Source organism: Flexivirga meconopsidis (assembly GCF_026162425.1).
Lineage (GTDB): Bacteria > Actinomycetota > Actinomycetes > Actinomycetales > Dermatophilaceae > Flexivirga > Flexivirga meconopsidis.
In genome coordinates, this window is sequence record NZ_JAOBQJ010000005.1 from 540,790 (window position 1) to 565,833 (window position 25,044).

Here is a 25,044-nt window from a genome sequence, read left to right on the forward strand (position 1 = left end):
GTCAGCCCCGCGCCGGGGTCATCGAGACCGATGTCCCGGTGGTGGACACCGGCAGCAGCGGCAGCGCCGCCGACAAGCCGCCCTTGGCGTCCTTCCCGTCCACGAGAACGGTGGCGTAGGCACTCACGTCGTCCGCGGGGCGCAGCCAGACCGCGCGCACGGACGCCGGAAGCTGTTGCACGACAGGCCGATCCGACCGCACGGTGATGCGCGAACGGCTACTGCCCTTGTCGGTGACGGTCTCGACATCCACGGCGCCGCCCTTCGGTGACGACACCATCAACGTGGCGCGTCCGCCCGGCACCGCGGTCGGCAGAGCGGCACCGGTCAGGCCGGTGATCGCGGTCGCGGCGGGAGCCCAGGCGATGTCGGTGCGGCCGGAGGCGGCGGTGCGGCCGAGCGCCGCGGCCGCTACCGGCACGTCAGACGTCACCCGCAGCTGGTACTTGCCCGGCCTGAGTCCACTCAGAGTCACCGCATCCGTCGTGCCTGCGGACACAGTGCGCACCTTGTCGGCCGCGACGGCACCCGAGTCGTCGATTGCCCGCACGCGCACGATGGCGTCGTCGGGGCCGGGCACCGCGACGCGCACCTCCGGCGCCGCGTCGGATGCCGCAACGCCGGCAATCACAAGGTCTTTCGCGGGAGCGGCAGTGGCATTGGAGGTCGCCTCACCGACCGGTGTCTCCCCGTCCATCCAGGCGTCGGTGAGCGTGGCAACCACCCCGCCGCCGGTCGCCGTCACGTGCACGGCGGCGTTGGCGAGCGATCGCGGGAAGGCGCCCAGCACGATCACCTTGCGCTCTCCGGGAGCCAACACCAGGCCCTTGACCGACTTGTTCGCGTCGGCCCCGGACGCGCCAAGGACCGCAGCGTCAACCGTCGCGGGGGTGGCGCCGGGGTTGACCAGCACGAGACGCGCAACCCGGCCCTTGTCGGCACCGCCGCCGAAGAACCAGCCGTCGCGGACCGGCGCACCGCACGAGCTCAGCGTCAGTCCCCGTCCCGAGGCGTCGTCGACCAACCCGCCCTGACTGGCGGTGAACCCGGGCGCGAGCCCATCACGCACGTCGAGCTGGGGCGCGACGTCTCCAGCGACCTTCGCCGACCCCACTCCCCCACGCTGTATGGCGAAATCGGTTGTCTTTGCACCAGATCCGCCGAGCGTGACGCTTCCGTCCGACCCGGCGCCACTGAGCAACGCAGTGGGTGCCGACGCGCCGTTGACGCTGACGGCTTGCTTGGCGCCGACGCTGCCGGCGGCGCCCGCGCGATCCGGGCCGGTGCAGGTCAGTCGTGCCTGCTGGAGCGCGCCCGACGTCGAGTCTGCATTGAGCTCACGGACGTCGGAGCCCTTGGTGACATCGACCGTCCCGGTCGCCTCCCCCGCGCCCCAGACCAGTCCACCGCCGACCGCGACCGCGACGACGGCGCGCACCATCCCGCTGACTCTCATGCGCCGCGCTTCCTGGATCGGCGGTTACCGAACGGCACAGCGAGGAAGACCAGCACCGCGGCCAGCGACAACTGTGCGAGGTTGACCGTGTCGTGCGCGATGCCGGGGTCGACCACCAGCCGCCCGCCGCTCGCCGGGATCGGGTAGCGCAGCTGCCCATCGCTGGCCTCCGGTTGGATCTGCTTGCCGTTCAAGGAAACCCGGCCGTGATCCCGCCATGCGGAGCCTTCGGAGACGACCACGGCCCGCCCCGGCGGGCCGGCCGGCACTCGGGTGCCAGACCGTGCGTGCGCGACCGTCGACGGCAACGCCCGGACCGCCTGCCCGTCCTGCTCGAGCCACAGTCGGCTGCTCGGTGTGCGACCGTCGACCCTCCAGATCGACTGCTTCGTCGCACCGGAGATCTGGGTCAGTCCGGCGACCTGCTGCAGCGACGTGGAGATGGTGGCTCGGTCCCCCGGACCGTCGACCGTCACGAAACCGACTGCCAGGTCACGCAATCCGCGCGCTGCGTCGGCGCCTGCCCCGGGCTGGACCAGCTGGGCGACAGCGACCGCGGTGGCGTCCCCGCCACTCGGGCGCGGCTCCTGCAGGCTGGCCGCCGGAGCGCCGGTCTCGCGGCCGTCGAGGCGGTAGGTGAACGCCCCCGAGTGTGCAACGGTCAGCCGCAGCACGCGCACCGCGTTGCGGCCGGTCAGCTGCTCGGCGATCACGCTCGGTGGCCCGGCGGGCGCAGCGCGCAGCGCGGGAGTGGGTAGCGCCTTCGCCGCGACCAGCCCTGCGGTCGCGGCGAAGATGACACAGGCGAGCGCGGTCGCCGCCTGGAGCGGGCGACGCACCATCCGGGCCGCGGGCCCGCGGCGCTCGGCCAGCAGACCTCGCACCCCGAGCAGCGCAGCACCGAGCAGCGCCGCCGCGAAGACATCGAGACCGAAGCCGGCCCACGGGGTGCGCGGGCCGTCGGACCACTGCACGAGCTCCAGGTGGCCGGCGCCAAGACCTGCGGCCAGGCCGAGCAGACCGACCAGCGCGAGTCCGGTCGAGGCCTTGCCGAAGCCGGCACGCAGCAAGCCCGCGACGCCGAAGACCAACACCGGCACGGAGGCCAGCACGGCATACGAGCCAGGGCCGCCGGGGTGCAGCAGCGCCAACTGCCACGCCGGCTGGTCCCGCGGGATGTCCAGGCCACCCGGGCCGGCCAGCACCGCACGCCAGTCGCTGAAGAGCGCGCGGGTCCACCAGCCGAGCAGCAGCCACGGCAGCACTGCGACGACCACGCCACGCAGCCGCGCCCAGCCGGGGCGCAGCAGCGCCGAGGCCAGCGCGACGAGCGAGACCACCAGCAGCAGCGGCGGCGCGAACGCACCGACGAGCGCCGCCGCCAGGACGGTGCCGCAGGTGACCGGGACGCTCGCCCGGCGACGGCCGATCTCGAACGCTCCGGCCAACGCGAACGGAAAGACGATGTGCCCGACGACGGCGCCGATCCGCCCAGCCGCCACCGCGGTCGTCAACGTCGGCAGGGTCGCCCAGGCCAGTGCCGCGGCAGCCCGCGGCCAGCGGGCGTGGGTGGCTATGCGGCCGGCGCGGTAGGCGACCAGACCGGACAACGGCATGGCCAGCACAAGCAGCCAGGCGACCACCGCGGCGGCCGAGGCGGAGCCGTGCACGCCGGGCAGTTGCTGGGCGAGCCAGGCGAGCGGCGCCAGCACCACGAGGTATGGCGTGGGCGTCGCCGGCGCGCCGAGACCGCTGCCGGTCCACGCGTCGCGCCACATGCGCCATACACCGGAGGCGTCGGTCGCGAAGGGCTGCAGCGCTCCCCCGGTCAGCCCGTTGCCGGTGCCGCGGATCGCCCCGCCGGTGATCAGGTCGCGCCAGCAGAACCCGGCGACGACGAGCAACACCACCGTCAGCCACAGACCCGGATTACGCAGCGGGCCGCCTCCCGGTCGGGTCGATGCGGGCAGCGCCTCGACGTCGTCGCCGACCGGGCCGGTCTCCGCCGCGCCCGGGGTGGCGATGTCGCGCCGGGTGGGTTCGATCGCCACCGCGTCGCCGATCGAGTCGATCGCATGGCCGACCGCGCCGCTCCACGGCACGAAGACGCCCCGCAGGTTGCGCCGCCGGGTGCTCGCCCGGCCGACGAACCGCCACCGTGCTCCGAGGATCCGGCTGACCCCGAAAGGCGCTGTGGCCTGGGCAAACTCGGCAAATGAACGGCGCGGGCGTTTGAGCAGCAGCATGATGACGCCGAGCGCGGTGCAGCTGAGCAGGATCCACAGGGCCATGAACGGCAAGGCGAGTAGTGAGCAGCGCGCGAGCGCCACCTGGCGGTGCCGTCGCAGAGTGCGTGCGCTGCGTGGCGCCGGCCGGTCCACGTCGCCGTCGCGGCCGTTCAGGTCCTGCCGGACTCGGGCCGCCGGAACCACGACGACCTGCCGGCCGATCAGGTGCGCGCGCCAGGCCAGGTCGAGGCCGTCACCGTCGCCGTCGAAGGCCGGGTCGAATCCGCCGAGCACCAGGTAGGCGTCGCGTCGTACGAGCATGCCGGCGCTGCTGACGCCGAGCACGTCCCGGCGATCGTCGTGCTGGCCCTGGTCGGGTTCGCCCTGCATCGCCTCGCCGACGTGCCGGCCGGTGCGGGTCAGGTCCAGGCCGACATTGACCAGTCGTCGCGAGTCGTCGCCGTCGAGCACCTTGCAGCCGGCGATGCCGATGCGGTCGCTCTGTGCGGCGACGGTGAGCAGCTGCTCCAGGGCATCGGGGTCCGGTGCGCTGTCCTCGTGCAGCAGCCACAGCCACTCGTCGCGGTCGCGTGGACGCACCGGGCGCTTGCGCGCCCGGCGGCGGGAACGCAGGGCGACCACGACGTCCTCGCCCGGGTCGGGCAACGCGGTGACCGCGGTGTCGACGATCTGCGCGAAGGACATGCCGCCGGGCACGGTGACCACTGACAGCGTCGGGTAGGCCTCCGTGAGGTCGGCATCCTCCGCGAGGCGATCGGGGATGTCTCGGTCCGGCGTCGCATCGACCACGACCAGCCGGTCCGGTGCGCGGGTTGCGTAGGCCAGGGATCGCAGGGTGTCGGCGAGTGCCGGCTGGTCCGCGTGTTGCACGACCAGCAGCGCAGTGACGGTCAGTGCGGTGTCGGCGCCGTCGTCGGTCGCCAACAACCCGGCACGGTCCAGCTCGGCTGAGTACCGGGTGAGCCGGGCATCGGTGGTGGTCAGACCGCCCGCTTCTTCAACTTGCGACGCTCCCGCTCGGACAGACCGCCCCAGATGCCGAAGCGCTCGTCGTGGGCGAGGGCGTACTCGAGACACTCGGCCTTGACCTCACACCCGATGCAGACCTTCTTGGCCTCTCGGGTGGATCCGCCCTTCTCGGGGAAGAAAGCCTCGGGGTCGGTCTGCGCGCACAGGGCGCGCTCCTGCCACGAGAGCTCCGTCAACTCCTCGTCTGCTTCGAGCCCTTCGTGCAAGGTCAAAAGTGTGAACTCCTGCACGGCTCCTCCTGAATGGTTCTGCTGACGTTGACGGGGCTAATTACACGCGTGTCATTACGATCCGTCAAGCCCGGGTGTGTGCGATCGTGCGCCCCGGGTGCCTGCTGCGCCAACGAAATTCGCGACACACGCGAGCGCGTTGTCCGCTCCGGCCTGCGTAGGGGCGGTCGCGGGCCGCGTGACACCATGGCCGGATGCGCATCACCGCACTGGCCGGCGGCGTCGGCGGAGCACGCTTCCTGCGGGGCCTTCTGCAGCACCTGCACACCCGCGACGACGGGCCGCACACGCTGACCGTCATCGGCAACACCGGCGACGACATCACCCTCTTCGGGCTGCGCGTCTGCCCCGACCTCGACACGCTGCTCTACACCCTCGGCGGCGGGGTCCACGAGGGACAGGGCTGGGGCCGCGCGGACGAATCCTTCGTCGTACAAGGCGAACTCGCGGCGTATGGCGCCACGCCCCAATGGTTCGGGCTGGGCGACCGCGACTTCGGCACGCACATCGTGCGCAGTCAGTGGCTCGGCCAGGGCGTCCCCCTCAGCGGCGTCGTGGAGCGGCTCGCGACGCGGTGGGGGCTGCCCGAGCAGGGCGTCACGCTGCTGCCGATGACCGACACCCCCGTCGAGACCCACGTGGTGGTCGAGGAGAACGGCGAACAACGCGCAATCCACTTCCAGGAGTGGTGGGTTCGCCACCAGGCGTCGCTTCCCGCGCAGCGTTTCGTCGTCGCCGGGATGAACCAGGCGGCGGCCGCACCCGGAGTGCTCGACGCGATCCGTGGCGCCGATCTGGTGCTCCTGCCGCCGAGCAACCCCGTCGTCTCGATCGGCATCATCTTGTCGGTGCCGGGTGTGCGGGACGCGCTTCGCGGCACCCAGGCACCGGTCGTCGGCGTCTCGCCCCTCGTCGGCGGCGCACCGGTGCGCGGGCACGCCGACGCCTGCCTGAGCGCGATCGGCGTCCCGGTGACACCCGACGGCGTCGCCGGGCTCTACGCCGACTTCCTCGACGGATGGCTGGTCGACAAGGCCGACGAAGCCGCCATGGCCGACTCGAGGCTCGCCGTACGCGCCGTGCCGCTGCTGATGACCGATGTCGATGCCGCGGCCGAAATGGCAAGCGCCGCAGTCGAACTCGGCCTATCTCTACGCAAGTGATCACGATCACCCCGGTGCCGGGGCTGCCCGAGGTGCGCGCCGGCGACGACCTCGGCGCGCTGATCGCGACGGCGTTGCGCACCGCCGGTATGACACTCGACACCGGCGACGTGGTCGTCGTGACCAGCAAGGTCGTCTCCAAGTCGCTCGGCCGGTATGCCGACCCGGCCGACCGACCAGCACTGGTCCTGCAGGAGTCCACCGGCGTGGTCAGCGAGCGCGCCACCAGCGGCTCGCCGACGCGCGTCGTGGTCTCGGCCGCCGGGCCGGTCATGGCGGGCGCGGGCATCGACGCATCCAACGCGCAGGACGACCGGATCCTGCTGCTGCCGCACGAGCCCGACCGGGTCGCCGACGACATCCGTCTCAGCCTCCGGCAGGCCGTGGGCGACCCTGCCCCGGACATCGCGGTGCTGCTCAGCGACACCTCCGGCCGCCCGTGGCGCGCCGGCGTCACCGACTTCGCGCTGGGCCTTTCCCACCTGATGCCGTTCGACGACCTGCGCGGGCTGCCCGACACTCAGGGCCGCGACCTCGCGGTGACGCTGCGCAACCTGGCCGACGAGATCGCGGCCGCCGCCGACCTGGTCAAGGGCAAGCTCGACCGGGTGCCGGTCGCCGTCGTGCGGGGGCTGGCCGCCCTGGTCGGGCCCGGTGGGGAGGGCGCCGCCTCGCTGGTGCGCACCGGTCCCGGCGACTGGTTCGGGATGGGGCGGGCCGAGGCGGTGCGGGCGGCGCTCGGGATCGCGCCCGGCAGTGCCGAGTCGGAGGCAGCAGGCATCGAGTCGGTGCACCCCGAGCCGCTCCGCGAGCGGGTTGCGCGCGCGGTCCGGGTGGCGCGGGCGGCCGGCGACCGGGTCGACGCGAAGTTCGGGCCGGCATCCGAGGGCTCCCTCGCCATCCGGCTTCGCGCCGATGACCCGATGACCCTGGGGCGAGTGTGGGCGCGACTGGAGGTCGCCCTGGCCGGCGAACGACTGGTCAGCCGGTCAGATCGGGAGGGCGATGCGGTGCTGCTGACCGTGTCCGCCCAGGCGGCGCCGCCTGGTTAACATCGGAGCTATGCCCGGACCCGACTTCGACACCTCAAGGCTCCTGCCCGTCGTCGTCGGCGGCGACATCGGCGCGTACGCGCTGCTGCGGGCCTTCCACGAGGAGTATGCCGTGCGTGGCGTCGCCGTCAGCTCGGTCGAGCCGGCACCCTTCGTCGACACCCGGATCGCCGACGTGCTCGTGCAGCGCGGCATTGCCGACGAGACCGTGCTGGTCCAGACCCTCGTCGAACTCGCCCGGCAGCACCCGGGCCGCGTCCGGCTGCTGATGACCAACGCGGACTGGTTCGTGCGGACGCTCGCCGCGCACCGGGAACAGCTCGCGCCGCACTACCGGCTGGTGCTGCCGCAACCGGACACCTTCGACGCCGTCTCGGACAAGGAACGCTTCGCGCAGTTGTGCGAGAAGCTCGGCATCGCCACGCCGCGGACCGTGCCGGTGCACGTGCCGGATCTCGGCGACGACGCCGAGGTGTCGGCCCTCGAGATCCCGTTGCGCTACCCGGTCATCGGCAAACCGGCCTCGAGCGCGGACTACCACGCGGTGAATTTCCTCGGCAAGCAGAAGATCCATCACTTCGCCGACCGCGCCGAGCTGGACGTCGTGCTGCGCCACCTGCGGACGGCGGGGTATTCCGGCACCTTTCTCCTGCAGGAGTTCGTCCCCGGCGGCGAGACGCAGCTCGGCTCGCTGACGGCATACCGCGACAGCCGCGGCGAGGTCACCCTGCTCGCGACCGGGCGGGTGCTGCTGCAGGAGCACACGCCGGACGCGCTCGGCATCCCGGCCGCGATCCTTACCGGCGACTTCACCGACGCGATGGAGCCGGCCGCGCGACTCCTGGACGCCGCCGACTACTTCGGCTTCGCCAACTTCGACTTCAAGCAGGATCCGCGCACCGGAGAGCTGGTCTTCTTCGAGGTGAACCCGCGCATCGGCCGCAACAACTATTACGTGACCGCGGCCGGTCACAACGTCGCCCGCTTCCCGGTCGAGGACCTGGTGTTCGACCGGGAAGTGCCGGCGGAGCGGGCGAGGGAGCAGTGCGTCTACAGCGTCGTCCCGCGAGTGCTGCTGCTGCGCTACCTGCCCGAGCGCGGCCTGCGCTCACGGGTGGTGCGGCTCATGCGCCAGGGGCGTGTTGCGCACCCGCTCGCCAACCCGGCCGATGACTCGCCCCGGCGCCGCGCAACAGTGCTCGCGATGACCGGCAACCACGTGCGCAAATACCTGCGGCACTACCCGCGGCCGACCGGCACCGGGCTCTAGGGAAGGCACCCGGTCCGGGTCGAAGCACTAGCATGAGCCGCCGCCTCGCCGAGGCGGCAGTCCGAACGCAGGGGGGCCGACCGACATGTCCTACGGCAACAACGACTTCGTGCCGATCATCATCGGCACCAATCTGAACGCCTACAACATCGCCCGGTCGTTGCACGAGGCGTATGGCGTGCGGTCGCTCGCGCTCGGCCGGTACCCGTCGCGGGAGACGGCTGACTCCCAGATCCTCGAGGTTCGCGCGCGCACCGACTTCGGCGACCCCGACGTCGTGGTGCAGGTGCTCGACACGGTTGCGACCGAGTTCCCCGGCCGAAAACTGTTGCTACTGCCGACGATCGAGTTCTACACCAACATCGTGCTGGAGCGCCGTGCGCAGCTCGACCCGCGATACGTCATACCGCTCGTGGACCACGACCTGGCGAAGCGGCTGATGAACAAGACCGACTTCTACCGCACCTGCGACGAACTCGGCGTGCCGCACCCGGCGACCGTCGTGGTCGGGCCCGGCCCGGTCGACCGGGCACTCGGCGACGACCTGCCCTTCCCCTATCCGGTCATCCTCAAACCGTCCAACACCGACGTCTACCCACGGCTCAGTTTCGCCGGCAAGCAGAAGGTCTACGTGGTCCCTGACCAGACCGCGCTGCGCGAGATCGCCGCTCGCATCTTCGCCGCCGGTTACGACGACGACCTGATCGTGCAGGAATACCTCGCCGGTGACGAGTCGGTGATGCTGGTCGCCAACTCCTACTCCGACCGGCACGGCTCGATGCGCTTCGCCTCCGCGGGCCAGGTCGCACTCACCGAGTACGACCCCAACCTGGTCGGCAACAACAACGCGATCATCTCGGTGCGCGACGACGAACTTGTCGAGTCGTTGCAACGCTTCCTCGACGGCGTCGGTTACGTCGGCTTCGCCAACTTCGACGTGATGTCCGACGAACGCACCGGCACCCGCAAGCTGCTCGAGGTCAACCTGCGCCCCGGCGCGACCGCCTATTACACGATGGCCGGCGGCGGCAACCTGGTGCGCTGCGCGGTGGAGGATCTGGTCTACGAGCGGCCGCTGCCGCTGGAGGTGACCACTGCCGAGCGGCTCTGGCTGAACGTGCCCTACCCGGTGGTGCTGCGTTACGCGCCCCGCGGGTTGCTGCGGCGGATCCGTGCGGCGGCACGCGCCGGCAGGGTGCACACCCTGAAGTACCGCCCGGACAGCTCCCGGCGGCGGCGGATCGACATTGCGCGCGTCGACGCCCGGCACACGCGCGACTACCTCAGATTCGCAAGGCGCCGCCCGCACTGAGCGCGCGCCGCACCACGTCCGCGGCACGCCGGGCGCCCGCCGGGTCGACCGTGGTCGGCAGGTTCACCACCCGCGCGATGAGGTCCTCGCTGACCGCGAGCGCGGGGTCTCCCGGCGAATAGCCGTATGCCGCAGGCTCCGTCGTGCCCGGGAACAGCGCCGGCCGGTACCACCGCCCGGCGTAGAACCCCGCATCGGTGACCGCGCGCACGACGTCGTCGGCGTCCACGAAGTCGGGCACGAAGAACGGGAAGCGCACGAGCGGTTGCGCCCGGTCGATCGACGCGGGAACCGTCACCACATCGCCGAGTTCGTCGAGGTATTCCGCCACGGCGGCCGCGCGACCACGCTGCACCTGGTCCAGTCGCGGCAGCTGCTCGGCGATCTGCCGCACCATCCACGGCGTCGGCGCCATCGGCTCGTAGTCCAGTCCGGCGCGCGTTTCCTCCGCCGAGATCGGCGGCTCGAACAGCCTGGCCCGGGTCAGCGTCGAGCGCGCAGCTGCCGCCATACGGGCAGGGAGCCGGTTGAACACCCGCACCTGGCTGCGGTATGCGCGGCTGGTCAGGTCGATGCGCCGCCCCGGCGTGGGCAGCACCTGGAGGTGGCCGGCGATGCGCTCGGCGAGCAGGTCGTCGGGTAACGCCGGGTTGACCCAGATCGCGCCACCGAACCTGGTCGGCAGCACCTTCTCCGCACCGAAGGAGTGCACCGAGACGTCCGCGAGCGGGTCGCCGTCGGCGGTGCGCGCCATCCGGCCGACGCAGTGCGCCGAGTCCTCCACGAGCAGGGCGCCGACCCGATCGGCCGCCGCGCGCAGTCGGCGGCTGCGTGCCTCGTCGACGATGCCGAACGTGTGCTGCAACACCACGGCGCGGGTCCGGTCGGTGAGCTGCAGCCCTGCCGGGTCGAGTGCCACCGACTCGGGCGCGACCTCCGAGTAGACCGGCCGCAGCCGGCCGGTGATGATCGGATCGACCGCCGTCGCGCAGGTGAAGATCTGGGTGACCACCTCGCCCGGTTCGCGGGACGCCGCGAGCTCGCGGAAGACGACTTCCATCCCGTAGCGGGCCTTGAGGACCAGGTGCCAGTCGGCGGCACTGGTGCCGGTGCGTTCGGCCAGCATCCCGCGGACTGCGGCACTGGTCTGCTGATCCACTGGCATTGCGCATGCCCTCCCCCGACGTAGCGCGAGCGCGCTGGACGGCGATGTTACACAGCAAACCCAAAGATTCGGGGGCAGTTGCGTGGATCAGCCGGGCAAATGCGTCGGTATGGCGAGGCGCGCTCCCCGCCGCGCTGGCCCGAGGCGGGCCGCGGTCACCAGGAACTGCACCCGGTAGCGGTGCCCGACATACGGCTGCAGCAGTCGGGCCAGGCCTTCGTCGTCGACGGACGACCCGGTCAGCGCGTGGCCGACATCCTTGGCGACGTGGTAGTCACCGAAGCTCACCGCGTCAGCGTCGCCGCAGGCCCGCTGCATGGTCTCGGCCGCCGTCCAGACGCCGACGCCTGGCACGGATCGCAAGCGTTGCCAAGCCTTTTCGCGTGGCAAGTCGCCACATTCCTCCAGTCGAGGCGCTACCTGCAGGGCTCGCTGGATGGTGTCCGACCGCTGGGCGTCGACACCGGCACGCAGCCACTCCCAGGACGGGATGCGCCGCCACTGCTCGGCCGTGGGCGGGACCATCAGTCGCGTCGCGCCGACGGCGTCCGCCGGGCCAGGGGCGGGCGCGCCGAACCTGCGCACCAGCCGTCGGTAGCCGCCGAACGCCTGTTTGCCGGTCACCCGCTGCTCGATGATCGCCGGCAGCAGCGCATCGAGCACGAGACCGGTGCGTCCGGCACGCCAGTGGCGGTGCGCGTGTGCCGCACGGCGCAGCACCTCCTCGCGCGGTGCGAATCCGCTGGGGTCGTCGTTGGCGCCGAGCAGTTGCGGCAGCCGGTCGAGCGACCAGGAAGCCCCGGGCCCGAAGGCCCGGGCGACGACCCGGTCTCCGCCGGCCGCGGCCTCGCGGTGCAGGTGCAGCGTCACCGGGCCGTCCGGGGTGTGGGCCGCCCGCCAGATCGCACCGGGGCTCTGGTGCCAGGTCGGATCGCCGGACCCGCGGCGGAGCGCGCCGAGGATGGACCCGATCGGGATCGGACGGCCGGGCGCGAAGTCGGCGCTCGCGGGGGCCGCCGACGCGCTCACCGCCTGCGGAAGGTCAGCAGCGCGAGGCCGAAGTTGCCCGGCTCGGCCTCGGCGACCGCGCGGGCCTGCCGGCCCTCCTCGAGCGCGATCTCGCCGACCAGCGAAAGGCCCTGCTCGTCGGCGCGCGCAATCAGCGAACGCAGGTCGGCCACCCCGACGCCGCCCGCGTCGTCGGTGCCGAGGCGGAGGGTGACGATGATCAGCCCGCCCCGCCGCACGGCAAAGGACCCTCTGGCCAGATCCTCGTCGACGGTCTGCGGCTCGCTGGAGTGCGGGTGCAGACGCACCACGAGGTCGACCGAGCCCGGGTCGACGTCGGTGCCGACCACCTCCGGTCGCATCACGTCGACATGCACCGGCGCAAACCCGACCTTGGTCGCCCACCGGGTGAACACCGAGCGCCCGCCCGCGGTGTCGACGATCACGGAGCGGCGGCGGCCGTCGTCGACGATCCGCAACAACGCGGCCAGCGCGCCGAACGCGGCCCAGGCGCTGGTGTCGTCCAGGGTGCGCGGCAGACCGAGCCGGCGGGCCGCCTTGCGGGCCAGTCGTGCCTCCGCACCGTCGAGCAGCAACCCGGTGGTGCGGATGCCGGTGAAGTCGGCCGCTCGCAGCGAGACCGTCTGCTCGGCCGGGTGCGGCAGCCGGGCAGCGGTGTCGCGTGCGGCTTGTCGGGCACGATCGACCGCACGTTGCACGCCGGGTGCGCCTGAGATGCGAGCTGCTGCCGTAGACGGGACCTTCACAGGATCGACTCTAACCGGCAACACCGACCGAGGGTGGCAGGTATCTACCGGTCCAGGTCGACCGCGGGCGGCAGGTATCTATCCAGCAGCGCCCGCTGCCGCACCCCCAACTCGTCCTCGAGGTGTTCCAGACCAGGGGTGAGCACCCGGGTGGCGGGCATGCCGTGCAGGGCGGCGAGGTTGAGCAGCGCCGTGCTCGCCCCGCCGATCACGCCCGATGCGCTGACGACCTGCGGGTCGAGCTCGGCGGGAACGATGCCGGCCAGCACCTCGCGTGCCCCGTAACGGTTCGGGTGCTCCGCAGGATGTGGCCGTATGACGAGACGACCGCCGTCGGCGGCCACCCGCCGGGCGACATGGTCCACGTGCGCCAGGTAGGCGTCCGCGCTGAGCGCGCCGATCTCGACCCAGGGCTGGCCGAGGAAGACCACCCGACCATCCGAGGGATCGGGCGCCATGCCCTCGGTGTGCCGCAGGAACTCCGCGGCGACCGACGGGTGCGGTGCGAAATCGCGGCCCTCGTCATACATCGGGAAGCGGCGGGTGGTCAGGCCGCGCACCCCGCCCTCGACGGCGACTGCGCGCATGGTGGTCCACGGTTCGCGCACGCCTTGCCGACGCCACGCATCCCGGCGGGTGCGCCAGTCGCCGTAGGTGCCGATGCCCTCGTCGGTCACCACGGTCGACAGGCGGCGGCGAAAATCGCCACGCCGCAATGCAATCCACGGTTTGATGCCCGGCGCGCCGACCGACACGTAGGTCACGTCGCCCTCGATGTCGGAAAGTTCTGCGAGGCGGCTGACGAACCGCACGTGCAGCGCCGGGTCGTCCGGCAGCAACTGCCGCACGTCCAGCTCGTCGACGGCGGCGTGACCGAGGAACGTGCCGCCGGTGAGGTAGGTCAGGTCGACGCGATCGGTGCGGGAGAGACCTTCGCGCAGGTAGGCGGCGATGTGGATCAGGTGCGTGCGACTGCGCACGCCGGTGACGACGACCTGCATGATCAGATCACCGGTGGCCGGCCGGCCCGGGTCAGTCGGCCCACCGTGCGCCACGACATGGGGCGGCGCTCGCCGGCGTCGGTCCGCACACCCTCGGCGAACCCCTTGAACCACACCTTCAGCGACTCCGGGTCGTGCACTCGCGCAAGCGTGACCGCGGTCCACGCCCCGAGGTAGACCGGCACGAGGGGCGCGGGCAGGTTGCGGCGCGCGACCCAGACCCGGTTGCGGGCGTTGGTGCGGTAGTAGATCGCGTGCCGCGCTGCGCTGGTCGCCGGGTGGTGCACGACCACCGACGGCACGTATTCGATCCGCCAGCCGGCGTCGACCAGCCGCCAGGCGAGGTCGATGCCCTCGTGCCCGAAGAAGAACTGCCCCGGCCAGCCGCCCGACTCTTCGAAGGCGGTGCGGCGGATCATGAAGACCGCCTCCCAGAACCACGTCGCCGGGCCGGCCTTGCCGCCGTCGCGCACGTCGAAGCGCGGCACCCAGCGTCGCGGGGACGGTCTGCCGTCGGGGTCGGCGCCGCGCGGCTGGGCGACCGCGACGCGGTCGTCCGCGAGGATCACCTCGGCCAGCCGGGCCAGGATGTCGGGGGTCGGCAACGACGCGTCGTCGTCGTAGAAGTAGATGAGCTCGCCGCGGCACTCACGGGCCGCGACGTTGCGCCCTTCGGGGATCCCGACGTTCTCCGGCAGGTGGACGGTGCGCACCCAGTCGGGCAATCCCACCGGCTCCCAGCCGTTTCCGACGATCACCACGTCGAGTTCGACACCCTCCTGGGCCCGCAGCGTCTGGAGAGCGCGGGCCAACTCCGCCGGACGATCGCCCATGTGCAGCATCGCCACACCGACGGTGGGCAAGCTCCCGGCGTCGTTCGTCGGACTCGGGGGCACGGATTACTCCAATCTCGCAGGCGGCTGGAATCGGAACATTAGGCTACGTCCCGTGCCCGCCCCCAACGCCGCGCCCATCGAGGGCGTCACACTGCTCGGCGGCGAGATGCCGGATCGCACCGACCCTCCGGCGCCGCTCGGCGTGTTGGCCGACTTCCTGGTCGGTGTCGCCGGCACGCCGGGCTCGGTGCTGCTGCTGGGCCGCACGGCCGCCGAGCTCCACCCGCGCTTCCCCGGGGCGGTCGTCGTGGTGCGCGGGCAGCGCGACGCCGAAGCGTTGCACGCCGCCGGTGCGGACGTGCTCTGCGGCGGCCTCGATCGTCTCCCGGAGGACCTGCGGGCGGACCTGGTGCTGTTGCTCGATCCGCCCGGTGCGGTGCTGACTCCCGACTCGGCCGGCTGGTCACACGTGGAGCTCGTCGACCGCGCAGCCGCACACCTGACCCCCGGCGGCCGGTTGCTGGCGCTGCTGCCCGGCGCACTCGGCGCGGGCATCGACACCACCCCACCCGTGCACCGGATCGACAGCGACGACGCCTGGTGGGTGGGCACGTGTGGGTATGACGACAGGGCTCCCACGCTGAACGAACTGCCTTGGCAGCCAACACATCTCGTGCTTGGCAGCGATGGGCGGCCGACGGTCCTCGCAGAGCTCGCGGCCGGCGGGCAGGAGCCGGGTCGGTCGCTGCTGCGTGCGCTCACCTCCACCCGCCCGGACCTGGCGGTGGCTCTCGACGCCGAAGTGCTGCCCGAGCTGGCCGACGGCTGGCTGGTGGTCCGCGGAGCAGCATTGCCACGAAGCGCTCCGGTCTGGAGCAACCTGCTCGGTGGTGCACCGGCACTCGACCTGCCGGACGCCCCGGGCCGGTCGCTGGAGGCGGACCTGCTGACCGCACTGCGCCTGGACCAGCAGTTCCATCTGCGACAGGTGGTCTCGTCATACGCCGAATGGATCGGGACCCTGCCCGCCGACCGGCGGGCCCTGGCCGTCCCCCGCCGCACGCTCGTCAGCGGGGCTGGCTTCACCCAGCTCGAGTCGCCGAGCCCCGTCAGCGACCACGAACCGCCCGTCGACGTCGCGGTGGCGCACGGCCTGCTCGACCTGGCGCACGCGACGGCCCCACCGGGTGCGGCCGCCGGTTACCCGCCCGAGCTGGCCGCGGAAGGTCTCGCCCGCGAACTCGGGGCGCTGCTCGGGCTGCCCGAGCAGGTGTGGGTCGACGCGCAGTCGCTGCGGCTCACGCTGCAGCTGCCGGCCCGTCCGGCACCGGCACGGCCGGGGCCGGACGCCGCCGAGCAGCGCGTCGCCGAGCTGCAGGAGGCGCTGAACGACCGCGACGCTCAGCTCGCGCAGTCGCGCGACGCCCTGGCCCGCCAGACCCGTCGGGTCCGTGCGCTGGAGCACGCGATCGCCACCGAGCACGGCCCGCGGGCCCGGCGCGCGCTCTTCTTGATGACCGCGCCGACCCAGCGCCTGGTGGAGGCCGCTCGGGCGCGACTGCAGCGCTGATGCCTCAGTCGTGCGGTGCCCGGACCCCGCAGCACACCAGGACGTCCCCGAGCCGCACGTAAGCGGTGTCGACCTGTCCAGCCACTGCGTCCGGCGGCTGCAGCCGGTCCCAGCCCAGCCAGGACAACACCGGCAGCCCCATCAGCTTGGCGACCACTTCGCAGTGCGTCCACCGCGGCCAGACGATCGCCGGGTCGTCCGTGCCGACTCGTCGCGCGAGGCGCCGGCTCACCGGCTGCGTGGCGATCTCGGCGTCGATGGCGGCGCAATATCCTTGCGGCAGAACGGGATCCCAGACGACCCCGCGGCCGTCCGCAAGATGCGAGCGCACGCCCACCCCGGCGGAGCGCACGTCGTGCGAGTCCCCGACGCGCAGCCGCGCGGGCACGGCGTAGACCGCGAGTGCCTGTCGCGCGACCGAGGACGTCATACCAGCGAGGTCAGATCGAGCTGCCGCCGTCGACGGTGATGACCTGGCCGTTGAGATTGGTGTCGTCGAAGAGCAGCGAACCGACCACCGGCGCGATGTTCTCCGGGGTCACCATCCGCCCGGAGGGGGTGCGGCGGCTGATCGCCGACAACTGCTCGTTGCCGAGCACCGACGACATCTCCGAGGCGAAGAAACCCGGCGCGACCGAGTTGACCAGGAAGCGGCCGTGCATCTCACGGGCGAGCGTGCGCATCGCCGAGTCGAGGCCGCCCTTGGTCGCGGCATAGGTGACCAGGCCGGAGTAGCCGCGCTGCGCGCCGACCGAGGTCACCATCACGATGCGGCCGCGGCCGGCCTTGGCCATCGCGTGCCGGATGAACTGGCGGGTCAGCACCAGCGGGGCGGTGAGGTTGGTGGTCACGATCTGTGCAATGCGATCGGGCGAGGTGTGCACGTGCATCGAGTCCTGCCCGATCGCGGCGTTGTTGACGAGCGAGTCGATCGGGCCGAGCTTTGCCGAGGCGTCCTTGATGAACTGCTTCACCGCGGCGTCGTCGGTGATGTCGACCGACCCCACGAAGAGCGTGTCGGGCTGCTCGTCGGCGAGCGCCTGCAGCTCCGGCGTGATCGACCGCGAGAACGTCGCGACCTTGGCCCCGCGACGCAGCGTGTCCCGCACCAGCTCCAGCCCGAGCCCGCGGGAGCCGCCGGTGATCAGCACGCAGGAGGCCGCCGGGATTGGTTCTACGTCAGACATCGCTCTTCAGGGTCTCCTTGATCGGGATCTCGGGCAGCACGCGCATCCGGCGCGGCACGGAGTAGTCGGGCAGCCGCTCCGCGCAGAACGCCTGCAGGCGTGCGGTGTCCGCCTCGGCGCCATCGCGCAACACGACGTCGGCGACGACCATGTTGCCAACCAAGGGCGCCTTGCGGCCGCGCACCGCGGCCCACACGACGTCGGGGTGGTCGAGCAGCACCCGCCGCACGCTCGACGCGGACGCCTTGGAGCCGCCGACGTTGATCTCGTCGGAGGCGATCCGGCCGGTGATCAGCACCCGGCCGTCGACGACGTCCACCCGGTCCCCGGTGTGTATGACGGGAGCCATCCCCTCGGCGGCCTTCGGTGAGGCGATGACCAGCTCGCCGTCCTGCACCGACAACCGCGGGCGGCCGCCTGTCTCCCGGTCCAGCCAGGCCTGCGGGAAACCGGCCCGCCCGTCGTGCACCGCGATCGCGGCGCCCGCCTCGGACGAGGCGTAGATCCAGGAGATCCGGGCGTCCGGGAAGACCTCGCGCAGCCGGTCCAGGATCGCCTGGTCGACCGGCTCGCCGCCGAGGGTGATCTGCTCCAGTTTCAGCTGGGCGACCACGTCACCGGCGCGCCAGAGCGCCTGCCGCCAGAAGGTCGGCGTGCCCGACGCGGCGGTCACCCCGTGCTCGAGCGCGAGCCGCGGCCACTCGTCCAGCTGTGCCGGCTCGACGAAGACGACGTCCTGTCCGGGCAGTGCCAGCGACAGCGTCACCACCTGCCACCAGGCGTAGGCGCCGGTCGCGTAGGGGCACAGCCAGGTGCGGGCCGGCTGGTCACCGGCGACGGTCGTCAGCGAGTCGAGGGTGTGCGCGACCTGCTTGGGCCGCCCGGTCGAGCCGCTGGTGAGCAGCCACACCCGGCCTGCGTCGGCGGCGCGCTGCGTGCCCGCGGGCTCGACGTCCTCCCCGCGCACCACCGCGAGGCCGTCGGCGCGCAAGCCCTCGGCCTGCTCGTCGTCCACGCGGGTCGCCGCGGCGACCAGAGTCTCCCGGTCGCCGTCGACCACGTGCTGCCACACCGCCCGCACCGCGTCGGTGTTGTCGGCGACGAGCACCGCTGCGGCGCAAGGGAGTTCGGGCCAGGCCGGCAGATCTGCCCAGGTGCCGTCATACCGGCTGGTGACGATGCGGTTGCCCGCGCCGGCCGGCCTGCTCACGCTTGCTGCAGCTGCTCGACGAAGTCGAGCACGTCGCTGACGGTCTCGATGGAGCGCAGCTGCGGTGCGTCGAAGTTCAGCTCGGTGTCCAACTCGTCCTCGACCCGCAGCGCCAGCTCGGAGAAGTCGAGCGAACGGAAGCCGATCGTGTCGAGCCGAGTGCTGTCGTCGGCGGGCAACTCCTTGCCCTGCGTGGCGAGCACCTCACCCATCATCGTGCGCACCTGGTCCCGGCTCAGCGTGGACAAAAGAACCTCCGGAGTCGTCGAATTGGCCTGCTGTAGTGTAGACGGCTGGGTCTGCCCCGATGCCAAGCCTGCCCGTCCGCACAACCCTCCGGAGGCTCGATTGCTTCGCCCCGCCACCGACGCGGACAAGGAGCTGGTGCGCGTATGGCGGAACCACCCCGACGTGCGCGCGGTCTCGCTCAATCGTGAGCTCATCTCCCCTGCCGAGCACGACGCCTATTGGCAATCGCTCCAGGGCAATCGCGCCCGCAAGGTGTTCATCTACGAGCGCGGTGGCGCTCCGGCCGGCGTGGTGACCTTCTTCGACATCGACGACGACGCCAAGACCGCGATGTGGGGCTACTACCTCGACAACGAGGGCCTCGGCGCGCGCGGCGAGTTGCTGCCGGCCTGGATCACGATCCAGCGCGAGGCGGTGAAGTTCGCCTTCGCGCGGCCGGACGCGGGCCTCGGCCTCGACGAGCTCTACGGCGAGGTGCTCGACGTCAACGAGGCGGTCCGCCGCATGAACACCCGCAACGGGTTCGAGGAGATCGACACGCAGGAGCGGGAGATCGCCGGTGAACCCACCGTCGTGCACACCATCCGACGCAGGAGACAGCCGAATGACTGAGATGACCTTCCCCGACATCAAGATCGGCAAGCACCAGATCGGCCCGGACCACCGGCCGTTCATCATCGCCGAGGTGTCCGGCAACCATGACGGCTCGCTGGACAAGGCGCTCGACATCGTCCGGATGGTTGCCGATTCCGGCGCGCAGGCGGTCAAGCTGCAGACCTACAAACCGGAGACGATCACCATCGACTCCGACGCACCGGACTTCCGCCTGTCCGACGGGCACGAGCTGTGGGGCGGTCGCACCCTGTGGGACCTCTACCAGGAGGCGCACACCCCGTGGGAGTGGCACGAGCCGATCTTCGAGCTGGCCAATTCCCTTGGCCTGGAGTGCTTTTCGTCCCCGTTCGACCCGACGGCCGTCGACCTGCTGGAGTCGCTGGACACCCCGGCATACAAGATCGCCTCGTCCGAGATCGTCGACCTGCCGCTGATCCGCCTTGCCGCGAGCAAGGGCAAGCCGATCATCATCTCGACCGGCATGGCGTCGATCAGCGAGATCGACGCAGCCGTCACCGCAGCGCGCAGCACCGGCAACGAGCAGATCATCGTGCTGTCCTGCACCGCGGACTACCCGGCTGACCCCGAGGAGTCCAACCTGCGCGGCATCCCGGTGCTGCGCGACGCGTTCGGGGCGCACATCGGCCTGTCCGACCACACCCCCGGCATCGGTGCCCCGCTCGCCGCGGTCGCACTCGGCGCCGTCGTGGTCGAAAAGCACGTCACACTGGCCCGCGAGGGCGGCGGTGTCGACTCGTCGTTCTCCCTCGAACCGGCCGAACTCGCAAGTCTGGTGCGCGAGTCCGAGGTCGCCTGGCAGTGCCTGGGTCAGCCGACGATCGGCGCCAAGGAGAGCGAGCGCGAGGGGCTGCGCTTCCGTCGTTCGCTGTATGTCGTGCAGGACGTGCGCGCCGGTGACCGGGTGACCACGCGGAACGTCCGCTCCATCCGCCCGGCCGGCGGCCTGGCGCCCGACCTGTTCGACGTGGTCGACGGGCGCACCTTCAGCACGGACGTCGCACGGGGCACCGCCCTGACCTGGGACCTGGTCTGACTCGATGGCGCAGCCACCCCGCCTGTCCGTGGTCGTCCCGTTCTACGGCGTACAGGACTACATCGGCGACTGCCTGGCGTCGGTCCGCGACCAGAGCTTCCGCGACATCGAGGTGCTCATGGTCGACGACGGGTCGCCCGACGGCAGCCGCGCCATCGCCGAGGAGTATGCCGCGCAGGACTCGCGATTCCGGCTGATCACGCGGGAGAACGGCGGCCTCGGCCCCGCCCGCAACACCGGCACCGAGCAGGCCGTCGGCGAGTACCTCACGTTCGTCGACAGCGACGACCTGATCGCCCAGCAGGCGTTCGAGCGGATGGTGGGCTGCCTGGACCGCACCGGATCGTCGTTCGTGCTGTGCAACGCCCGCCGGTTCAGCCGCACCTCGGGTGTCCGGCAGAGCTGGACGCACCAGAAGATCTGCGCGAAGCCGCGCCTCGGCACCCACATCTACGAGTTCCCCGAGTTGATCCGGGACCGGATGGTCTGGAACAAGGTCTACCGCCGCAGCTTCTGGGACGAGCACGGCTACGAGTTCCCGGCGATCCGCTACGAGGACTACCCGGTGACGCTGCCCGCGCACCTGGCCGCGCTCACCGTCGACGTGCTCAGCCTGCACGGTTACTACTGGCGCGAGCGGGAGTCCGGCGACTCGATCACCCAGCAGGCGTTCGCCTACGACAACCTGCTGGACCGGGTGGTCTCGGCCGAGCTCGTGCTGGACGATGTCGAGCGTCACGGCACCCCGAGCATCCGGGACGCCCTGCAGCGCTACCTGGCCGAGATCGACCTGGTGGCGCTTGCGCAGGCATTCGCGGTCGTGCCGGACGAGGACGTCGACCGGCTGCTCACCCTCGGCCACCGGCTCGCCGACCGGCTGGTCTCGCAGGTCGGCAACCGGCCCCGCTTCGACCAGATCCAGTTTGCCGCGCTGCGCGCCGACGACGTGCCCCTGCTGCGGGAGTTGGCGCAGTTCCGCGCCGACGGCGGACTGGTCGGTGGCGTGCGCGCCACCCGCCGTCCGCTGCGCCCGTGGCGGTATGACGCCAGCTTCCCCGGACGCGGCAGATCCGATGCGCCGCTCGCGGCATACACCTTCCCGGTCACCGCGCTCACGCTACGCACCACCGTGACCGGACTCGCCTTCGCCGGCCGCACCCTGCAGGTCGACGGCACCGCGGAGATCAACCACCTGGAGACCGGCGCGGACTCGGGCCTGACTGTCAACCTGGTCAACGGCGTCGACCGGCACCCGTTGCCGGTGACCCGGTACCGGACGCTGGACCAGCACGCCAGCCAGTCACTGGTGGGCTTCCGCGCCGATGTCGATCTGGACGCGATCGAGGCATCCGGCCCGCTGCTGTGGCCGCTGCGCTTCGAGGTGGAGCAGCGGGTCGGCTCCATGCGCCGGGTCGGCCCGCTGCGCACGCTGCGGGACGGCAGCCCGGCATACCCGCCGATGCTGGCGCTACGGCCGGGCGAATGGGTCGCACCGGGCAAGGCGCGCGGCGACATCCTCGCGATCCGCCGTGAACTCGACCCGACCACGCTGGTGTCGGTCCAGCGGGTCGGCGACCGGCTCCGGGTCGAGGCGCTCGTGCCCGAACGCTGCCGCTTCGCCACGCTGCGGGTCGACCGGCCGCAGTCGATCGGCCCGGTCGAGGTCGACGGCGAGGTCACCGACGAAGGCAGCGCCAGTCGCGTGGTGGCCTGGCTCGACCCGGCGGCGGTGACCGCAGGGGACACTCCGGACGACCCGTTCACCCAGCGAGCGACCCGGCGGCTGACGCTGGTCACCGATGCCGGCGACTTCCCGCTGCTGTGGCCGGACTACGCCGTCGACGTGGTCGCACCGGCCGGCGACACCCCGGTGACGATGACCCGATCAGCCTACGGCGCGGCCGTGCTCGTGCACGGGCCGGCCCTCCCGATCGCCGAGCGCGCCGCACTGCAGGACGGCGCCATCAAGGTCTCCGGCAGGTGGTGGAGCTCGCGCCGGCCGGACCTGATCACCTGGCGCCGTTACCTGCCCAACTCCGACGACCACGTCGACGTCCCGGCCGACCTCACAGTCGACCCGGGCGGCGCCTGGGCCGCTCGCGCCGACCTCGCCGATCTGGTGCCCCCGGAGGGCACCGTCCCGCTGCAGCCGGGTGGACCGGCCGCCGACTGGGTGCTGTTCGCCGGTGCCGGCGACACCGCCGACGCGGTCTTCGCGACACCGTCCCTGGCGATGGGCCTGCCCCTCGTCAGCGCCGTGCAGGATCGGCACCTGCAGGTCATCACCCACGCGGCCACCGCCCGAGTGCGGGTGAGGTGACCCATGCACCCACACAATCATTGGTATGGCGGGGGCCACGTGCTGCTCACCCACGCCCTGGGCAAACGGCGCTGGACCGTGCCGAGCATCGCCGGTCATCTGCAGCACGAGTGGGACATCGCGCAGGTCTGCGAGGGCGACCGGGCGCTCAACCCGAGTCTGACGGCATACCTGTGGAGCAGCGGCAGCCGTCGCCGCCGGGCCGCCACGGGGCTGCGCAATCACGTGGTCATCGGCGCACCCTGGCTCTACCTGCGCGACCTGGATCCCAAGCTGCTGACGCTGGAGCTGAGCGCGGCCGACGAGTTGAAGATCGCGATGGGCGGCACGGACCCGCGCCCCAAGGCACCGACGCCGCCGACCGGTGATCTGGTGCTGTTCGCCGAGCACGGGCTGGACGGCGAGTTCGCCGCCCGCCGGCTGGCCGCGCAGGTGCGCGAGCAGGAGGACGGCGCGGTGACGGTCGCGCTCAGTCATCGCGACTTCGCGGTGCCCGCGGTGCGCGCGGTCTACCGGGAGGCCGGCTTCACAGCGCACGATCTGGGCCCGCTGCCGGACGCATCGGGCACGCCGCAGCCGCGCTACCTCGACCGACTCCAGCAGCTGCTGACCGGCCATCGCCGGGCCGGCGCCAATGCCGCCCGGTCGGAGTTGCTCTACGCGGCCGACCTCGACCTGCCCGTGCGCGTCTTCGGCACGGTGCCACCCGCGCTCCGGCCGCTCACCGCACCGGCCGATGCCGCAGCCTTCGCCGCGGACGAACTCGGCAGGGAGTTCCTGCTGAGCCCCGCGGAGCTCAAGGACGTTCTGGAATGGAGTGGACGTGTCTGACCCGATCCAGTTGTTGCTCGACGATCTCGTGCCGCGTGCCACCGCCGGTTACACCGTCGGCGCCCTGCCGGCACCGATCGAGCAGGCGCTGCGCGAGCGGTGCAGCGAGGTCGTCGAGCTGCCAACTCTCGACAGCGACGCGCAGGTGTCCCCCCGCGGCGTGATCGCGGTCGGCGACGTCGCACCGGGCGCCGGGCAGTCCGCGGCGCAGGCGTGGGCGCGAGCGGTCACCGATGCTGCGGGCCTGCTCGAAACCGGCGGCGTGCTGCTGGTCTTCGCACCCGCGCACAGCGTCTTCAGTGGCCTGGTCGACGGCTTCCGGGCGACCGGCGGCAGCGACCTGCGGCAGTCCACCCGCCGCTTCACCGAGCGCCTCACCGCGCTCGGTCTCGACCCCGCCGTGCACCTGATGTATGGCGATCCGGCCGCGCCGAGGGCGGTGCTGCGCGCGGACATCGCGGCCCGCGCCGGAGCCGGGTCGCTTGCCACCGTGCTGCTGGCCGAAGCACTCTCGGCGCCCGGCGCCGACGACGACACCTCGCCGCTGCCGCTGCTCAGCCCGGAGGAGGCGATCGACCACGCGGCCCGGGCGGGTGCGCTCCCGGAGATCGCCGGAGGGCTGATCGCCGCCGTGGGCGGCCGGGGCCGCGCCGTCTACGCCGTGACCTCCGACGCCCAGCCGGTGTGGGCCGACCCGGCCGACGACGGCGCGGTGTGGGTGACGTCCTACGGGTCGGTGCCGCGTGCCACGACCTTCGAACACACACTGCGCCGGTTGCTCGAACGCGGCGACCTGCCCGGCTTCCGCACCGAGGCCGCGCGGATCGGCACCTGGCTGCGCACCCACCCCGACGCCGCCGGACTCGACCGGGTCGCCTTCGACCGGTTGCTGGACGTCGACGGCGCCGCGCTCACCCCGGTCACCACGACCGCGACCAGCCCGGACCCGGCGTCGGCGGACCGGGAGGACGACACCGTGCTGACCGGCGCCTGGCACCGCTTCCACTCCCGGCTCGGACCGCTGCGGTTCGATCTGCCGTGGCCGCAACTGACCACGGACGACGCCCTGATCACCAGCTGGCTCGAGATGTCCGGTGTCGCCGGCGCACGGTCGGCCACGCTCCCCCACCCGGCGCCGACCAGCGTGGAGCGCGCGGTCGACGCCATCGACCGGGCGGTGGACCGAAATGCGTTGCTGGAGCAGCGAATTGCTGCGCTCACCGAGGTGCTCGAGCATCGCGACTCCCAGCTCATGGTGCGCGAGGCGAGCATCTACCGCCTGCACACCCAGCTGCTCGACGCGATCGAGAAGGCCCAGGCCGCCGAGCGCGACACAGCGCAGGTGCGCGGCCGGTCGTCATACAAGCTGGCCCGCCGGCTCGAACTGCTCACTCAGCCCAAGCAGTTCGTGCGCGCGGCCGGCAACAAGCTGGAGAAGCAGGTGCGGACCATCCGCCGCATGCGCTGATG

Annotated in this window: 22 protein-coding genes; 10 read left to right on the forward strand and 12 right to left on the reverse strand. The window is 72.0% G+C overall.

Translation table 11 applies throughout. The annotated features are described in order from the left end of the window. Window position 1: 1 nt before the first annotated feature. From N2M23_RS19050 to N2M23_RS19060, 3 genes are read right to left on the reverse strand one after another with little or no spacing between them, the layout of a single operon-like run. Window positions 2–1,456, reverse strand: a complete 1,455-nt coding sequence (locus N2M23_RS19050; RefSeq protein WP_265447715.1) for a DUF5719 family protein — start codon at window positions 1,454–1,456, stop codon at window positions 2–4. Next, window positions 1,453–4,632 (reverse strand): glycosyltransferase, encoded by a 3,180-nt coding sequence (locus N2M23_RS19055; protein ID WP_265447716.1) that lies wholly within the window; start codon window positions 4,630–4,632, stop codon window positions 1,453–1,455. Before N2M23_RS19055 ends, N2M23_RS19050 begins: the two co-directional genes overlap by 4 nt. Before the next feature lie 53 nt (window positions 4,633–4,685). Then, window positions 4,686–4,946 (reverse strand): WhiB family transcriptional regulator, encoded by a 261-nt coding sequence (locus N2M23_RS19060; RefSeq protein ID WP_265447793.1) that lies wholly within the window; start codon window positions 4,944–4,946, stop codon window positions 4,686–4,688. A gap of 212 nt (window positions 4,947–5,158) precedes the next feature. On the opposite strand from N2M23_RS19060, the gene cofD reads away from it, so the two are divergent. The 4 genes from cofD (at window position 5,159) to N2M23_RS19080 (ending at window position 9,761) form a co-directional block, all read left to right on the forward strand. After that, window positions 5,159–6,127, forward strand: coding sequence for a 2-phospho-L-lactate transferase (gene cofD / locus N2M23_RS19065; protein ID WP_265447717.1), 969 nt, complete (start codon window positions 5,159–5,161; stop codon window positions 6,125–6,127). Further along, on the forward strand, window positions 6,124–7,179 hold the full coding sequence (locus tag N2M23_RS19070) for a coenzyme F420-0:L-glutamate ligase (protein ID WP_265447718.1): 1,056 nt from the start codon (window positions 6,124–6,126) through the stop codon (window positions 7,177–7,179). The genes cofD and N2M23_RS19070 overlap by 4 nt, the downstream gene beginning before the upstream one ends. Before the next feature lie 10 nt (window positions 7,180–7,189). Then, a complete protein-coding gene (locus N2M23_RS19075; RefSeq protein WP_265447719.1) occupies window positions 7,190–8,449 on the forward strand; it encodes a carboxylate--amine ligase in 1,260 nt (419 codons plus the stop codon). Window positions 8,450–8,534: 85 nt separating this feature from the next. Beyond that, window positions 8,535–9,761: a carboxylate--amine ligase gene (locus N2M23_RS19080; protein ID WP_265447720.1), complete on the forward strand. Its 1,227-nt coding sequence runs from the start codon at window positions 8,535–8,537 to the stop codon at window positions 9,759–9,761. Here the strand turns inward: N2M23_RS19080 and N2M23_RS19085 are convergent. From N2M23_RS19085 to N2M23_RS19105, 5 genes are all read right to left on the reverse strand, one after another. Further along, complete coding sequence (locus N2M23_RS19085; protein WP_265447721.1) at window positions 9,733–10,926, reverse strand: DegT/DnrJ/EryC1/StrS family aminotransferase; 1,194 nt, start codon at window positions 10,924–10,926, stop codon at window positions 9,733–9,735. The two genes, N2M23_RS19080 and N2M23_RS19085, sit on opposite strands and share 29 nt — an antisense overlap. A gap of 87 nt (window positions 10,927–11,013) precedes the next feature. Further along, window positions 11,014–11,955, reverse strand: coding sequence for a DNA-3-methyladenine glycosylase family protein (locus N2M23_RS19090; RefSeq protein ID WP_265447722.1), 942 nt, complete (start codon window positions 11,953–11,955; stop codon window positions 11,014–11,016). Beyond that, the gene (locus N2M23_RS19095) at window positions 11,952–12,701 is read right to left on the reverse strand and encodes a hypothetical protein (RefSeq protein WP_265447723.1); all 750 of its coding nucleotides are present in this window, start codon (window positions 12,699–12,701) and stop codon (window positions 11,952–11,954) included. Before N2M23_RS19095 ends, N2M23_RS19090 begins: the two co-directional genes overlap by 4 nt. A gap of 44 nt (window positions 12,702–12,745) precedes the next feature. Then, window positions 12,746–13,702: a hypothetical protein gene (locus tag N2M23_RS19100; protein WP_265447724.1), complete on the reverse strand. Its 957-nt coding sequence runs from the start codon at window positions 13,700–13,702 to the stop codon at window positions 12,746–12,748. Window positions 13,703–13,704: 2 nt separating this feature from the next. Next, entirely contained in the window at window positions 13,705–14,598 is an 894-nt protein-coding gene (locus tag N2M23_RS19105) for a glycosyltransferase family 2 protein (protein ID WP_265447725.1), read from the reverse strand. A 52-nt stretch (window positions 14,599–14,650) separates the two neighbouring features. Between N2M23_RS19105 and N2M23_RS19110 the strand changes: the two genes are divergently transcribed. Next, window positions 14,651–16,108, forward strand: a complete 1,458-nt coding sequence (locus N2M23_RS19110; RefSeq protein WP_265447726.1) for a hypothetical protein — start codon at window positions 14,651–14,653, stop codon at window positions 16,106–16,108. Between the two features lie 4 nt (window positions 16,109–16,112). Here N2M23_RS19110 and N2M23_RS19115 read toward each other — a convergent pair whose 3' ends face one another. From N2M23_RS19115 to N2M23_RS19130, 4 genes are read right to left on the reverse strand one after another with little or no spacing between them, the layout of a single operon-like run. Then, complete coding sequence (locus N2M23_RS19115; RefSeq protein WP_265447727.1) at window positions 16,113–16,538, reverse strand: hypothetical protein; 426 nt, start codon at window positions 16,536–16,538, stop codon at window positions 16,113–16,115. A gap of 10 nt (window positions 16,539–16,548) precedes the next feature. After that, entirely contained in the window at window positions 16,549–17,295 is a 747-nt protein-coding gene (locus N2M23_RS19120) for an SDR family NAD(P)-dependent oxidoreductase (protein ID WP_265447728.1), read from the reverse strand. Then, entirely contained in the window at window positions 17,288–18,505 is a 1,218-nt protein-coding gene (locus tag N2M23_RS19125) for an AMP-binding protein (protein ID WP_265447729.1), read from the reverse strand. Before N2M23_RS19125 ends, N2M23_RS19120 begins: the two co-directional genes overlap by 8 nt. Further along, a complete protein-coding gene (locus N2M23_RS19130; RefSeq protein WP_265447730.1) occupies window positions 18,502–18,753 on the reverse strand; it encodes an acyl carrier protein in 252 nt (83 codons plus the stop codon). Before N2M23_RS19130 ends, N2M23_RS19125 begins: the two co-directional genes overlap by 4 nt. Before the next feature lie 100 nt (window positions 18,754–18,853). Here N2M23_RS19130 and N2M23_RS19135 point away from each other — a divergent pair, with 100 nt between their 5' ends. From N2M23_RS19135 to N2M23_RS19155, 5 genes are read left to right on the forward strand one after another with little or no spacing between them, the layout of a single operon-like run. Beyond that, window positions 18,854–19,366, forward strand: coding sequence for a GNAT family N-acetyltransferase (locus N2M23_RS19135; RefSeq protein WP_265447731.1), 513 nt, complete (start codon window positions 18,854–18,856; stop codon window positions 19,364–19,366). Next, on the forward strand, window positions 19,359–20,423 hold the full coding sequence (pseI, locus tag N2M23_RS19140; RefSeq protein WP_265447732.1) for a pseudaminic acid synthase: 1,065 nt from the start codon (window positions 19,359–19,361) through the stop codon (window positions 20,421–20,423). The genes N2M23_RS19135 and pseI overlap by 8 nt, the downstream gene beginning before the upstream one ends. 4 nt (window positions 20,424–20,427) lie before the next feature. Next, window positions 20,428–22,743 (forward strand): glycosyltransferase, encoded by a 2,316-nt coding sequence (locus N2M23_RS19145; protein ID WP_265447733.1) that lies wholly within the window; start codon window positions 20,428–20,430, stop codon window positions 22,741–22,743. 3 nt (window positions 22,744–22,746) lie between these two features. Continuing rightward, window positions 22,747–23,574: a hypothetical protein gene (locus N2M23_RS19150; protein WP_265447735.1), complete on the forward strand. Its 828-nt coding sequence runs from the start codon at window positions 22,747–22,749 to the stop codon at window positions 23,572–23,574. Next, window positions 23,567–25,042 carry a hypothetical protein gene (locus N2M23_RS19155; protein WP_265447736.1) on the forward strand — a complete coding sequence of 492 codons (1,476 nt, stop codon included), beginning with the start codon at window positions 23,567–23,569 and terminating at the stop codon, window positions 25,040–25,042. Before N2M23_RS19150 ends, N2M23_RS19155 begins: the two co-directional genes overlap by 8 nt. The last annotated feature ends 2 nt before the right edge of the window (window positions 25,043–25,044 follow it).

What these genes read in the sequence shown, in the direction of transcription:
- N2M23_RS19050 (WP_265447715.1), bottom strand. Translation starts at nt 1,456, where the DNA reads ATGAGAGTCAGCGGGATGGTGCGCGCCGTCGTCGCGGTCGCGGTCGGC.
- cofD (WP_265447717.1), top strand. Translation starts at nt 5,159, where the DNA reads ATGCGCATCACCGCACTGGCCGGCGGCGTCGGCGGAGCACGCTTCCTG.
- N2M23_RS19075 (WP_265447719.1), top strand. Translation starts at nt 7,190, where the DNA reads ATGCCCGGACCCGACTTCGACACCTCAAGGCTCCTGCCCGTCGTCGTC.
- N2M23_RS19080 (WP_265447720.1), top strand. Translation starts at nt 8,535, where the DNA reads ATGTCCTACGGCAACAACGACTTCGTGCCGATCATCATCGGCACCAAT.
- N2M23_RS19085 (WP_265447721.1), bottom strand. Translation starts at nt 10,926, where the DNA reads ATGCCAGTGGATCAGCAGACCAGTGCCGCAGTCCGCGGGATGCTGGCC.
- N2M23_RS19100 (WP_265447724.1), bottom strand. Translation starts at nt 13,702, where the DNA reads ATGCAGGTCGTCGTCACCGGCGTGCGCAGTCGCACGCACCTGATCCAC.
- N2M23_RS19115 (WP_265447727.1), bottom strand. Translation starts at nt 16,538, where the DNA reads ATGACGTCCTCGGTCGCGCGACAGGCACTCGCGGTCTACGCCGTGCCC.
- N2M23_RS19120 (WP_265447728.1), bottom strand. Translation starts at nt 17,295, where the DNA reads ATGTCTGACGTAGAACCAATCCCGGCGGCCTCCTGCGTGCTGATCACC.
- pseI (WP_265447732.1), top strand. Translation starts at nt 19,359, where the DNA reads ATGACTGAGATGACCTTCCCCGACATCAAGATCGGCAAGCACCAGATC.
- N2M23_RS19145 (WP_265447733.1), top strand. Translation starts at nt 20,428, where the DNA reads ATGGCGCAGCCACCCCGCCTGTCCGTGGTCGTCCCGTTCTACGGCGTA.
- N2M23_RS19150 (WP_265447735.1), top strand. Translation starts at nt 22,747, where the DNA reads ATGCACCCACACAATCATTGGTATGGCGGGGGCCACGTGCTGCTCACC.